Raw genomic sequence first — 14,223 nt, 5'->3', positions numbered from 1 at the left:
AAACAAAAACCGTCGAAAAGCTTGGTAAGGACTCTCCGACGGTTTTCATTTATCTGTTCAGCGGGATACCGGCATCATCGTATCCCCAATGTTCTATCAATTGTTCATCGGGGAATGCCTCTAAAATAGAATGCTTCAATGCCCGAAGTATGGACACACGATAACACTTCAAAGCGTTTTGAGCCTCGATACGATGCAGTTGTCCAGTCGTTCATTTTACTTAGCAACATTGAAGGTCCCGTATTTCCTCAATATTAATGGCTTGTTAACTGGCGATCTTCTTACCAAATCAATAACATGAGCCATATCTGCATCTGAAATTATACCAATATATTCTCCTTCTGAAACTATCCGTTCATAAGATAGTTCTTTGATTCTATAACAATCTACATATCGACACTTGCTACCAAGAAAGTCATAATCACTCGGATATATACAATACTGATATGGAGCGATCACCGTTATCAAATTGACATTAACTTCCGTGTTAATTAAAAGTGCCCCAACCAAAATTGAATCACTATCTTTGCCAATAACCACGAAGTATTTTGTACGAGATCTATCTCCCTCTTTTTGAGGAGTTACACCATCTTTCGGATAAAGTGTCATCTTAAAAACACTACCTTGATTAATGGACAATCCTTTGAAAACAGATGAGGATTCGCCTAATTTCATCATTTGAGCGAACTATCAAGTTCTAGATTTTCTTTCAAATAGGATATTGAAGAATCGTTTGCTCCTCCTTCTTTGGCAATTGCAAGATAGCTCATTTCTTTGCAATTTGGATTATTGAACGCGCGAGTCCACTCCTCTCCATGCGTTGTTCGTACAATCTGATCAAATGTCATTTCCGACACCTCACGTAAAGCTTCATCAATGCATTCTACCGCAGATGTAGACAAATAATTCATGTCAGGATCCTCGTTTGCTGTAAAAACTTCATCACAGAATGATATTGAATCATATACTAAACAAAGATCATCGTTCCGATGAAAATACATAGCATTCGAATCTCCTCGCGCAATTTTCAAAACGTCGTATATATTTGAGGGAACTGGCCCAAATTGCAAAGCAATAATCTTGTCCTCAAAAAGAGGACAAAGATATTTTGCCAAATGCTTTTGTTGCGCCACAAAAGCAGTTTTCACAATGTAATAAACATTGCGACTCACATGAGCGGAACAATTCTTCAGAATATATAGAATTACCGCCTTGAGTGTCAGTATATCATCTCTATTCATAATAACTTAGTGCTTCCCGCAACAATGCTTATACTTCTTTCCACTTCCACAAGGGCATGGAGAATTCCTGCCTGGTTCCTTATCTGATTTTATCATTGGAGATCGAATCATTTTACCTGTCACATAATCAACCTCATGTGTTGATGGCGTTTGGAAAGAGAATACTGTTTTCCCATTTGAGCAAGATAATGAAAAGTCACCTCGAGAAATAATATCCATCCCTATCAATATGTCAAACCCAGATAAAATACCTTCACTAACTGGCAAAAACGCCACACCGACATTATTAGGAAGCACGAGATTAATCATGTAAGTATTTACATCAGTTTGACCTTGTGCATGAGAGACTGTAGCCTTCCCACTCGGTTTCAAGTTTAGAGTTTGCACCAATCTAGCAGAAATAGCTGAATTAGTAGCACCAGTATCCCACAAACAAAGCACCTTACAGCCCTCCGGTTTAACAGGTGTTCTAGGATCAAACGCTGAATATACCGTGCATTCTGTTTTCAAGACATTTGTGATGCCCTCATATCGCTGAGTGAATGCTTTTGCTAAAGGAAGTGCTGACATTACGCAAAAATAACACGTGAATGATAAGTTTGAGTATATCCAGAATTACCATCAGTACATTCCTGAATAAGAAATGAGCCAAGATCATACTTATTAATAGAATCCAAATATGCCTCAACATGAGTAGCATAATTGCCGACGACGGAATTCCCGACAATAACAATGAAACGTCCTTTATACAATTTCAGCAATTCCTGTTGATGCTCTAGATAATATTTATATTCAACATCTAACATAATTGGGAATTTTATTATTTGCAAATATAGCAAATTTTTCTATTACCAGGCAAAACTTAGTCCTAAGCTTTCTTAAATCAGATAAAAAGATTACTTATTTACTGGAAGACTATTAACAATTCTAGACCTCTCTCCTACACCCATCAAATTATATTCATGATTACTTTCTACCACCCATCGTTGCATGAATTATTAAAAAGATGCAGATTTTGGAAATTTATAGTTATATACCCAAACATATAAAACTAAGTAATATCATATACTACAATTATCAACTATATGTAGCACATAAGACCCTTAAAGTTTTCTAATCAAAGTTTCATTTATGAACTTTTATTCTTATATTTGTCGCAACAAGTATCAGATTTGATATGTTGGACAACATATACATACTAACAGACACCGAACTTTGCAACAGGATTGCAGCCAAAATAAAAACGGTACGTCTGAAGCAGAATATGTCGCAGGCCGAACTGGCAGACAAGAGCGGTGTCTCCATCTCCACCATAAAGCGCATGGAGGACGGGGAGGTAAAGAACTTCGAGTCGCTGATCCGTGTCCTGCGCACCCTTGGCAAGCTCGACATCTTCGTCCCGCTCGTCGAGGAGGAGCAGTTGAGCCCGAACGAATACTACGAGTTGGCCAGCAAAGCAAACAAGCCCAAGCGCAAGCGAGCATCCAAAGGTTACACAAAAGAGAATAAGGAGGAATCGGAATGGTAGACGTAGCTCGTGTCAATCTATACGGCCAGCCCATAGGCTCGGTACGTTGGGACCAAAGATATGAAATCGCACAGTTCGAGTACGATCCGGACTTTGTGCGACAGGGCATAGAACCTTCGCCGCTGATGATGCCTGTAAGGGAAGGCCGCGTGTACAGTTTCGGGGAACTTGACAAAACGACCTTCAAAGGCCTGCCCGGAATGCTGGCGGATTCCCTGCCGGATACATACGGCCGTGCCCTTTTTGAGAAGTGGCTGGCCCTGACGGGCCGGACCAGCGGCAATGCGATCGAGACGCTTTGCTTTCTTGGCAAACGCTGCATGGGTGCCCTTGAGTTTGAACCGGCCATCGACGCAGTCGATACGGATATCCGGATAGAGGTCGATTCTCTGGTGGATGTAGCCAGAGAAGCCCTTGCCGACAAATCAAGTTTCAACGTGAACATCAGTTCCGACAAGAAGGCGGCCATCGCGGAAATTCTGCGTCTCGGCACCTCAGCCGGCGGGCAACGCGCCAAGGCAATCATTGCCTACAACAAAGCCACCGGAGAGATCCGTTCGGGACAGGTCGAGGCTCCCGACGGGTTCGACTACTACATCATCAAGCTGGACGGCGTATCCGCCACGGCCGGATTCAGGGAGACGGAGAACTTCGGGCGTCTGGAATACTCCTTTTCACGACTTGTGAGGGAGTGCGGCATCGACATGGCGGAATGCTCGCTGATCGAAGAGAACGGGAGGGCCCACTTCCTGACAAAGCGGTTCGACCGGATAAACGGTGCAAAGGTGCACATGCAGACGCTTTGCGGCATCGCGCACTTCGATTACCGGCTCCTCAGGGCCTACTCCTACGAACAGGCGTTCGCCGTGATGCGCGGACTGCGGCTCACCTACAAGGAGGCGCAGGAGATGTTCCGCAGAATGGTGTTCAATGTCGTTGTGCGCAATCAAGACGATCACACGAAGAACATCTCTTTCCTGATGGACAGAGGCGGGAAATGGCACCTTTCTCCGGCCTACGACATGGGCTACGCCTACAATCCCGACGGCCAGTGGACCTCGGCCCACCAGATGTCGATAAACGGCAAATTCAGCGGCATCACCAAAGACGACCTGCTCGAATGCGCGGCCAAGAACAACATCAAGAATGCTGCACGGATTATCGACGAGGTTTGCCAGGCGGCATCCATGTGGCCGGAGATCGCCCGGGAATGCGACGTTCCGCAAAAGATGATCGAAGAGATCCGGCCGAATATGGTTTTCTTCTGATTGGCACGGTCAGATAAATTGCAGATTACATGAACTTTACTTTATCCCCGTACTCACATATACGTTCATTAAAGTAAAGTCGAAATAAGGGAAAAAAGAGATGGCTGCGCCATGGCGAAATGGTTCCGACATAAAATAAACCGGGGCGGCTTTACTCACCGCCCCGGAGGTGGTACACGGCCCTTGAGGCCCTGTCCCTATACTGTGGCCCGGAGAGGTGAACATGGAACTGCAATCCGCGCCCCTTTCCCGAACCGTCGTACTCTCCCTCCTGCAAAGTTAACAGTAATTTCGGGATTTCAAAGCGTCCCCAACGGCCACTCCAATCAAGCACCAAATACATCAATTGGAACCCGAAAATATCCGTGAATCCAGCCTCGATTTTACAGCCCTTTTTGGCGAAATAAACCCCGACATGCCTTGTCTTTGCAGACGGGGTCTGTCGGGGCCAAAAAAGCTATTTTTGCCTTTTTCCCCCCCCCTCTGTTCGGAGGGAGTCGATGAAAAAAAACGTTAAATCTTCGATTTTTCGCAAAAAAACAAGTAAATTTTTGAGTAGTCTACCTTTTAAATCATAAACCATTGATAATCAGTTAGAATATGATGATGCATCGGAAAACAAATGAGACAACACCTTGACAAAATACTTCGGCCATTTTCTTTTTAATACATATCTACCAACAATATCCACTGTTTTCAGGGAAATAGCATCGTGATATCCGTTTCAAATCAAGATTCGGATTTTGTCGAGTCATTAAATTCTTGTAATTTTCGTAAAATTTACGGACTAATCTCACAAAGCAATATGAAGAAAGACTTTGGATCGAAGAGTTGGCTCTACCCGATGCCCGTACTGATTGTGGCAGCCTACGACGAACAAGGCGTGCCCAATGTTATGAATGCCGCCTGGGGTGGCATGTTTACCGATGAGACAATCGGGATCTGTCTCTCCGCCGGGCATAAAACCACGAAAAATATCCTTGCAACACGTGCCTTCACCTTCAGCATGGCCACGGTCGATCAAGTGGCTGCCTGCGACTATGCGGGTATCGTCTCCGGGAATAAAGTCCCCGACAAATTCGCCCGGGCGGGATTTCATGCCACTCCTTCGGCGCACGTCAATGCCCCGATGATCGACGAACTGCCCATGACGCTCGAGTGCGAACTACTCTCCTATGATCCCGCAAGCTGCCATCTGACAGGACGTATCGTCAATATCTCAGCCGACGAAAGCATTCTGACCGACGGCGAAATCGACCTGCGTAAGTTGCGCCCGATCAGCTTCGACCCCATCCATCTCGAATATATCGAATTAGGGGCTACGGTTGACAAGGCCTTCTCCTGCGGCAAGAAACTAAAATAGTGAGATCTCCGCTATATCAGGATGTACGACCCTCGGGAAAACCGGATTATCATCGACGGAGAGGATAAAACCGACTCCGTCGAACGCTGTTGGTACACCTCAAGGCCCAACCGCTGCCAAGTCAATTTCTGCCATTTCCCGAAGACCTACTCCTATGTCCCGAGCAAAGTGTTGTGGCTGAAGGATCCCGTGGTATTCGATCCGCAACATTGCCATCTGCTCCACAAAGGCCGCCGGATAGAGCCGCTCTCCTACATCGCCGCCTTCCAACAAGGTGCGCGGCGATTCTGGTATGTGGAATACGCCAACGGCACCGGAGCCCACTACAAGGGAACGGAGGTTGAACTGGTTCGGTCGTGCTTGGAGGAGCCGCCCGCACAGGATCGCTTCGCCTATCTGCGCGACGTGGCGGAACTCAATCCTCTGAAAACCGACGACGGGCAGAAACTGCTGATGATGCAGTACCAGAAAATCGACTTCGTCTCCGACCGTTCGGCGGCAGCCCTCTACCTGAATCCCGGCAAGGACTCGCCCCGGCAATTCCCGGCGGCGCCGCTCATCTACCCCTTCGGGTGCAACGCCAGCCAGCAGAGAGCCATCCAGGCAGCCTTCGGGAATCAGATCAGCATTATCCAGGGCCCTCCGGGAACCGGCAAGACGCAGACGATCCTCAACATCGTGGCCAATCTTGTGGTGCAGGAGAAGACCGTGCTGGTCGTCTCGAACAACAACTCGGCCATCGAAAACGTGGTCGAGAAGCTGGAGAAGCAGGGGCTGGGATTTCTCACCGCCCTGCTGGGCAGCCGTGAGCGAAAGACGGCCTTCGTCGAAACACAGGCCATCGAGAAGTCCATTCCGGCCGAGATCGACTCGTGGTATTCGGTCGAAACCGACTCTCCGGAGTTTCTCCGCACCATCCAGTCCGAGGCAGAATCGTTACAAACGGTTTTCGAACGACAGGAGCGGCTGGCTCGTGCCCGGCAGGAGTTGTCGGGACTCCAAACCGAGCAACTCCATTTCGAGCAGGAGACAACGATTGATTCCTCCGTCACGCTTCGTCGGCAGATGCCATCGGCCCGTCTGCTGATGCTGTGGAACGAATTGCAGGCCGCTGTCGAGTGGCAGCCGAACGGGCTCTTCGACCGATGGCGAGAGGCTGTCCGATGGTTTTTGCTCAAACGCCGGATCCGCCGCCTCTTCGACGGATTTCCCCGCCACCCGGAGCGGCAGGATCTCCAGCGGTTAATCCCCCTCCTCCAGCGCAGTTACTACCAGGTTCGGCAGGAGGAGCTCACGGCGGAGATCGACCGGATTGAAAAGCAACTTGCCACGTCGGATGCTCCGGCGATGGTGGCCCGGCTAAGCGACGACTCGATGCGCTACCTGCGCAGCCGGCTGGCCGCCCGCTATGGCAAGGGACACAAACGACCGATTTTCCAGCACATCATCCCCGAGCTGCTCAAGGAGTACCCCGTCGTGTTGAGCACGACCTTCTCCTCGCGGTCGAATTTCCGGGCGGAGACGCTGTTCGACTACGTGATCATGGACGAAGCCTCGCAGGTATCATCCGAAACAGGGGCACTGGCGCTGATGTGCGCCCGCAATGCGGTGATTGTCGGCGACTCGATGCAACTGCCCAATGTCATCACGGATGCCGACCGGCTCCGCATGCAGGCCATCGGCGCCAAACACGTAATTGACCCCCGCTACGACTGCGCCGCGTTGAGCTTTCTGGAGTCCGTCTGCCGGGTCTTTCCCGAAGCGCCGCAGACGCTGCTGCGCGAACACTACCGCTGCCACCCGAAGATCATCAACTTCTGCAACCAGCGTTTCTACGGCGGGCGCCTGCTGATCATGACCGAGGATCGCGGCGAACCCGACGTCATCACGGCGTGGCGGACCACACCGGGTCATCACGCGCGGGGAGCGTTCAACCCCCGCGAGATCGAGACGATCCGGCGCGAGGTGCTGCCGTCACTCCCCTGCGAGCAGGCCGAAATCGGCATTATCTCCCCCTACAACGAGCAGGTCAATGCGCTCCACCGCGAACTGGGCGGAGGTGTTGACGTGGCCACAGTCCACAAGTTCCAGGGACGGGAAAAGGAGGCCATCATCCTGTCGACCGTCGACGATCAGATTACCGCCTTCACGGATGATCCCAATCTGCTGAACGTTGCCGTATCACGGGCCAAGAGGCAATTTACGCTCGTCACTTCGAGCAACGAGCAGCCCGACAGCCGCAACATCGCCGACCTGCTGGCCTACATCGACTACAACGGCGGCAAGATCACGGAGAGCGCCATCCATTCGGTTTTCGACCTGCTCTACGAACCCTATGCCGAGGCGCGGCGGGAGTTCCTCAAACGGCACCGACGGATCTCGGAGTTCGACTCCGAGAATCTGACCTATGCCCTGCTGGAGCGTGTGTTGGAGGCGGACCCGGCATTCCGGCATCTGAGCGTCCTCTGCCATCAACCGCTGCGACAGTTGATCCGCGACTGGACGCTTCTCGACGACGAGGAGCGCCGCTATATCTCGAACGGCGCCACGCACCTCGACTTCCTGATCTATAACCGGGTAAGCAAACGCCCCGTCCTGGCTGTCGAGACCGACGGCTACCAGTTCCACAAACAAGGAACCCGCCAATCCGAACGCGACCGGATGAAGGATCGCATCCTCGACCGCTACGGCCTACCGCTGCTGCGCCTCTCGACCACGGGGACCGACGAAGAGTCCAAGATTCAATCGCTATTGAAACGCAATTAACAGAAGTTATCTACTTGCCCATCCGCTCAAGAAAGTTATCGCAGAAAAATCCTATAAACCTACACCCTACCAGGATCAGACTTACAATACAAAACCAAGCACTAAGAAACAATAAAAACTCACGACCTCCTCTTTCATGAAATTAGGATATATACATAGCAACAGGGAAGAACAAACCCGGGTCATGCAGGTGCTGAAAATGACCTCGGAATCTGTAGCCCTCGACGAACTCGGCATTGGCCGTATTCGTGACGCTTTTTCAGACCGGATGTTCCCCGGAATATCCACCCTGCAGAAGCACATTAAATATTTCTCGCTCATGCCTCAACTCTACCGCAAGGCTACTGAAAAACGATATAACCGGATTTCAGAGGTGAAAACGGAAATTATACGGCTGGAGCGCATCATGACAAAGAATCTTTGTGAAGGCAGTACGGACACACGAGGAATTATAGGAAGCGAAGTTATTAATAAACCCGGGAACAACTACGTTAAATACGATCCTGCATACATCTACAATACAGGATTGCTCACTTTTGGAATCTTGCGCAGTCCGCAATTGTATGAACTTATTTACTCAACATCCAATGCACTACACAACGCCCCAACGGCAGTCAGGACGGATGACGAAGATACCAATAACGATGCTGATGACAGGTTAGGCCTGTTCCAGTTTTGTTCTTTCCCGAATGTGGATTATGATTTTACTCAAAAATGCTCCTTAGACCTGACCGTAGAGGACAAAGACTTCATTGTGGGTCACATACTAAATGCAAAAGCATGTCAAGGTACATTATTACGTTACATCGTAGATAATCCAGACTTTGCGATAACCGATAGATTTGAACAGATCCCATACCGCCAATTGCCACAGGAGATTGGAGAATTGCAAGACCTTGCCCGACGCTTTGCAGATTTTATATATATGGTGCACATTCGCTATAACTATATCTATTCGCAATACCAGGATGAAGAGATGCGAGTTGAATTTCAGGAGAAACTTGAAGAATACCGGAAAAGTGGGACCGATATAGACAAGGTATTGAATGCCGTAAACATACGGGAGGATAGCGGGAAAAGGTTCTGCGAAAAAGTTGCGGAACACCTTGCTGCCAATGATATTGAAGAAGATGGAGGTCTGGACCAACTGATTATCAGCCGAGAACGAAATGTAAAAGGGAATCGCAGGAAAATTGGAAATCCTGCATACGTTTACGACAAGAAAGCCCGCATACATTACTATAAACTCACGTACCGATGGGATACGGTGAAAATCTTTGTTGACGAATTAAGAAAGGAGGCTATCAATGGCTGAAGCATTATGGAATGATATTGTCTATACGGATGTATTGCAAAGTGACGGCTTTGTGGTTGATTATGCCGTATGCACGACCTATAGTCTGGACATGCCTTCCTTATTGTCGGTACCATTTATGCTGGGTACGATGACAGATTTGACGGAGGCAACCATGCGTTCTCCCCACTTGATTCTGGAGACTATCAATCAATCGGCAGGTAAATTTGCAGTTTTTTGTAACGCCGGATGTATTGCAATACCGCAGGCCAACTCCAAAGTGTATTCACTTCTTGAGCAAAGCGTTGTGCAGGTAACACTCCATGCGAAAGGCGGAAACTTCATCAATTTTCATCCCAAAGTATGGATAATCAAAGAAACAAACCCGGATACAGGTACGCAGCAAATCAAATTGATTGTCCTTTCACGCAACCTAACCAGTTCTAACGACCTGGACGTAGTATGTGAACTTTCCGGAAAGATCAGCACGAAACAAGCTACTCAAAAAGCCCAAAGTAAACATAAACCGCTTGTGGACTTTCTCACATGGTTGATCGGAAAAACCGATAACTGTACTATCCGAAAAAATATGCGTTCGCTCTGCATAGACATTAACTGCATCGAACAATTTGATCTTACGGATTCGCCCTTTGAAGATTACGAGTTTTTCCCCATGGGAATACCTGGATATGATGGACATGCAGAATGCCTTGAACAGAGTATGTTGAAGCATGCAACAGAGATGCTGGTTATCTCTCCATTCGTAGACACACATATCCTGAATCAGATGGTCAGTTGCAGCCACGGAGCCAGAAAGACACTCATCACAAGACATGCTTCTGTTACACAAGAGATCATAAATTTGTTTAATGACGGAGTGTACACACCCAAGGAGGTACTGACCGATAAAGTAGAAAAAGATGTAGCTGTCGATTTGCACGAGAAAGTTTATTTCATACGAAGACATGAAGACCGTCTTTACTATAACCATTTGTATCTCGGTTCTACCAATGCTACCATGAACGGATTCGGACGGAATGTGGAATTTTTACTGCACCTGAAGTTTGCCCCATATAAGACCTCGTATGAAAAATACCGGAGTGAACTGATTAACGACAGTAAAGAGTGCATGTTCGAGCAGGTTATTTCGGTACCTAAGGAAGACGGTGGTAAAAAGAATGTCACCGACGAACTGATATTGCGTCGTGCGATTGCAGCGATTCAAAAGGCACAAATCAGATCAAATAACGGCAGCTATACCATTACAATCCAATGCCTGCCAAACAAGCTCCCTTCGGAATCTGTTTTCCTTTATCCTTTAGGATGTAATGGCAAAGAACAAGAGTTGACTGACGATCTGATATTTGAAGACATACCACTGGATTCACTGACAGAGTTTTACTCAATACGAACTGGAGATTTACACCGAGTGATAAAGATAAAGACGGAAGGAATGCCAACCGACGAGCGTGACAAAGCCATATTCCGTTCTTTCATCAATACAAAAGGGAAGTTCATCAACTATCTGGCTTTCATGCTGACAGAAGATGTGGAACAGTATATATTGGAAAGTCAACAGTTGGATAAAGAGTTGGCCGATGACAAAACTTCTGCTTTGGAACAGCAAATCAGCACCTCTCTATATGAAGACATGGTAAAAATGGCATATAAAGATCCAGACCGCATCGCATCTATCCGACAAATCGTAGAAAAAGCGGACGAGTCTGTTATTCCAGACCATTTCGTGGAGATGTACAGCACATTTGAAAATGTTCTTAAAAGAATCAAACGCTTATGAGCCAGGAAATCAAAGATTTTCAATGTGCCACAGCAGAGCGCATTCTACATATCTATAAAAACTTAGGGCACCGTCGGGTATTACTTGCCGATGAGGTAGGATTAGGTAAGACGTATGTGGCCAAACAAGTTATTAATTTGATTCGAGAATGGCACAAGCAGGAACAAGATGATTTCTTTAAGGTTGTCTATATTTGTTCTAATGCTAATATAGCCGACCAGAACATTGAGAAATTGGGAGTTGACAATCGGATGAGTATCAGTGAGAGCCGTCTGTCAATGCAGCATCTTTATATCAAACTGACAGAAAAAAGGATTGCAGAACAACGCGAGAAAGGGGAAATGCCAGAATCGATCATTCCACTGACACCATCAACCTCCTTCCGTTTTTACAGTGCACAAGGAACAGCCAATGAACGGGCCTTGATGTATGATTTATTATGCGGGCTCCCTCAATTTAAAGATCATAAAAAAGTCATCAGCAATCTTCTTAGTTGCAATGTAAAAAACTGGCATGAACTTACTATCATCTATAACGGTAAAATCAAAGAATGTGGCAAAGACTATCTTTGCGAGATGTATGGCAAGTTGCAGACAAGCCTGTCAGATACGATTATCAATCAACTGATTGAATATGCTCAGAATGGTTGCGACAATCGGCAACGAGCAGATCTGATTAACAAACTGCGTCGTATTTTTGCCGGGATCAGTATAGACATGCTCGATCCGGATCTGGTTATCATGGATGAGTTCCAACGCTTCAACTCTCTGCTCGAACAAAGTGATGATGAGCAATCCATGCTGGCCAACAAATTTTTCGATAACAAGCGATCCAATACCAAGATTCTGTTGCTTTCCGCTACGCCCTACAAGCCATATTCTACCCTTGAAGAGTTGAATACGGATGGAAATGACGAGCACTATCAGGACTTTATGAAAGTAATGGACTTTCTATATGCCACAAAAGATAAAACCGACCGATTTAAGTTGATATGGCATACATATTCTGCCGCACTGAAGCGTACTGATGTAGTTGATCTGACACCTCTCGTCTCCGCCAAAAACGAGGCGGAAGAAGCTCTATATGGAGTGATGTGCCGCACGGAACGATTTAATAGTGGCATTATAAACGATTCTCAAGTATGCGATGTACAGGTCTTGCCGGAAGATATTCTTTCGTTTGCAGAATGCCAGCATCTTATGGATTGTCTAAGCCATGAAAATAAAAAAATACACTTGGGTAATCTTCCCATGGAGTATGTCAAATCTTCGCCTTATTTACTGTCCTTTATGGACAAGTATGAACTGAAGAAGCAAATAGTTTCAGCATTGCATCATTTAGAGGTAAAGAAACCCGGTAAAATGAAAGCATTACTCCTCTCAAGAGATGCAATCAACAAATATCGTTCAATTCCTTTTGCCAGTGGCAAATTAAAGTATCTTCACGACTTGGTATTTGGAGTTCGCCATGAAAAGAAAACACATCTGCTGCTTTGGGTTCCCGCGTCCAATCCTTACTATACGGCCGAAGGTGTATTTGAGAGTAACGAGGCTCGCAGTTTCTCTAAAGTTATCCTGTTCTCATCATGGGAAATGGTGCCGAGAATGATTTCCATAATGATGTCATATTATTCTGATTTATATACTTTTGGAGAGTTAACCGAGCCGAAGATAGGCTATGCTTCAAAAAAGAAGAATCGTTACGGTGAAGGCCGTTTAAGAACAGGTGGGCTATTAGAGTACCCTTGCCGAACTTTAGCGAGTCTTTTCTCTCCTGCGGAATTCTATGGAGAAAAACTTTCTTCAATCCGGAGAATCATAAAACAGCGAATTCAAGAAAAATTTGCCCAGAATACGCTCATACATACCCTTCCACAACAAGGACGAAACAACGCCCAACTTATTCTTTCCCTCATGAGAATACTGGATGACGAACCAGTAGAAGACTTGATTGGCTTGTATGTACCTTCGAATGCATTGGATGTGATGACAGATATCGCTATAGCCTCACCTGCAGTATGTGCCTATCGACAATCAGGCAATGAAGAAGATGCCAAGATGGTAGCCAAAGCAATCGTCTCAGTGTTCAACAAGCCCGAAAGTGCAGTTGTGATAGATCTGATGTACAACAAGAAAAATGATGATGATTATTACGAATCTGTACTTGATTACTGTGTGATAGGCAACCTGCAAGCTGTTCTCGATGAATATGCACACATGGCACAAAAAAAGGAACTCGGACATGTTATCTCGGATGCCATTATCGGTACGAGCAATCTTAGTATAGACACAACCGATTCTTTGGGTACGGATAAGAAAAAGCAACTTATGCGTTGCCATTTTGCAATTCCGTTCATTGATAAAACAGTCACAGACAAATCAGTCGCACGTACCAGCAATATCCGTAAGGCATTCAACTCTCCCTTCCGGCCATTCTTGCTTTCTACCACTTCGATTGGACAGGAAGGTCTTGATTTTCATTGGTATGCCAGAAAGATTGTTCACTGGAATTTACCTTCGAATCCGGTTGATTTGGAGCAACGCGAAGGCCGTATTAACCGCTATAAATGCCTGGCTATACGCAGAAATGTGGTAAAATTATATGGCAATGCAGTGTATCATACTTGGGATGATTTATTCTCTATGGCTTACAAAGATTTGAAAGGTACGCATTCGGATATCGTTCCTTATTGGTGCCTTCCTGTCGCAGAACTAACAGAAGAACAACGGGCTAAATTGGAATACATTGAACGTATTGTTCCGCTTTACCCTCTCAGCCGTGATCGATATAAATACGATCGCCTGATCAAAGTACTTGCATTGTATCGTATGACATTGGGACAGCCACGTCAGGAAGAATTGTTGAACCTTTTGAAAGATATGCACCTTTCGGATGAACAGCTCAAAGAGTTAACTATTGATTTGTGTCCATATCATAAAGAGCGTGAATCATGAAATAAGACTTT

At 46.5% G+C, this 14,223-nt stretch carries 11 protein-coding genes; 7 read left to right on the top strand and 4 right to left on the bottom strand.

Annotated features, from left to right (window positions below; all coding sequences use genetic code 11):
- Positions 1-216 precede the first annotated feature (216 nt).
- The 4 genes from ABGT65_RS07780 to ABGT65_RS07765 all read right to left on the bottom strand — a co-directional run bounded on the left by ABGT65_RS07780 (position 217) and on the right by ABGT65_RS07765 (position 2,047).
- Complete coding sequence (locus tag ABGT65_RS07780) at positions 217-675, bottom strand: hypothetical protein (protein ID WP_346701102.1); 459 nt, start codon at positions 673-675, stop codon at positions 217-219.
- Entirely contained in the window at positions 675-1,148 is a 474-nt protein-coding gene (locus tag ABGT65_RS07775) for a Panacea domain-containing protein (RefSeq protein ID WP_346701100.1), read from the bottom strand. The genes ABGT65_RS07780 and ABGT65_RS07775 overlap by 1 nt, the downstream gene beginning before the upstream one ends.
- 99 nt (positions 1,149-1,247) lie before the next feature.
- Positions 1,248-1,811, bottom strand: a complete 564-nt coding sequence (locus ABGT65_RS07770; RefSeq protein ID WP_346701099.1) for an SEC-C metal-binding domain-containing protein — start codon at positions 1,809-1,811, stop codon at positions 1,248-1,250.
- Complete coding sequence (locus ABGT65_RS07765) at positions 1,811-2,047, bottom strand: hypothetical protein (RefSeq protein WP_346701097.1); 237 nt, start codon at positions 2,045-2,047, stop codon at positions 1,811-1,813. Before ABGT65_RS07765 ends, ABGT65_RS07770 begins: the two co-directional genes overlap by 1 nt.
- Positions 2,048-2,418: 371 nt before the next feature.
- Here ABGT65_RS07765 and ABGT65_RS07760 point away from each other — a divergent pair, with 371 nt between their 5' ends.
- The 7 genes from ABGT65_RS07760 (at position 2,419) to ABGT65_RS07730 (ending at position 14,212) form a co-directional block, all read left to right on the top strand.
- Positions 2,419-2,769: a helix-turn-helix transcriptional regulator gene (locus ABGT65_RS07760; protein ID WP_346701095.1), complete on the top strand. Its 351-nt coding sequence runs from the start codon at positions 2,419-2,421 to the stop codon at positions 2,767-2,769.
- Positions 2,763-4,037, top strand: a complete 1,275-nt coding sequence (locus ABGT65_RS07755; protein ID WP_346701093.1) for a type II toxin-antitoxin system HipA family toxin — start codon at positions 2,763-2,765, stop codon at positions 4,035-4,037. The genes ABGT65_RS07760 and ABGT65_RS07755 overlap by 7 nt, the downstream gene beginning before the upstream one ends.
- An 805-nt stretch (positions 4,038-4,842) precedes the next feature.
- Positions 4,843-5,400, top strand: a complete 558-nt coding sequence (locus ABGT65_RS07750) for a flavin reductase family protein (protein WP_346701092.1) — start codon at positions 4,843-4,845, stop codon at positions 5,398-5,400.
- Positions 5,401-5,421: 21 nt separating this feature from the next.
- Positions 5,422-8,166 carry an AAA domain-containing protein gene (locus ABGT65_RS07745; RefSeq protein ID WP_346701090.1) on the top strand — a complete coding sequence of 915 codons (2,745 nt, stop codon included), beginning with the start codon at positions 5,422-5,424 and terminating at the stop codon, positions 8,164-8,166.
- A gap of 136 nt (positions 8,167-8,302) precedes the next feature.
- Positions 8,303-9,481 carry a DUF6361 family protein gene (locus ABGT65_RS07740; RefSeq protein WP_346701088.1) on the top strand — a complete coding sequence of 393 codons (1,179 nt, stop codon included), beginning with the start codon at positions 8,303-8,305 and terminating at the stop codon, positions 9,479-9,481.
- A complete protein-coding gene (locus ABGT65_RS07735) occupies positions 9,474-11,258 on the top strand; it encodes a phospholipase D family protein (protein WP_346701086.1) in 1,785 nt (594 codons plus the stop codon). Before ABGT65_RS07740 ends, ABGT65_RS07735 begins: the two co-directional genes overlap by 8 nt.
- The gene (locus tag ABGT65_RS07730; protein WP_346701085.1) at positions 11,255-14,212 is read left to right on the top strand and encodes a helicase; all 2,958 of its coding nucleotides are present in this window, start codon (positions 11,255-11,257) and stop codon (positions 14,210-14,212) included. The genes ABGT65_RS07735 and ABGT65_RS07730 overlap by 4 nt, the downstream gene beginning before the upstream one ends.
- Positions 14,213-14,223 lie beyond the last annotated feature (11 nt).

It is taken from the genome of uncultured Alistipes sp., assembly GCF_963931675.1.
In the GTDB taxonomy this organism is placed as follows: domain Bacteria; phylum Bacteroidota; class Bacteroidia; order Bacteroidales; family Rikenellaceae; genus Alistipes.
Note: the sequence above shows the minus strand (reverse complement) of the source record. Positions and strands in the feature narration are given on the sequence as shown.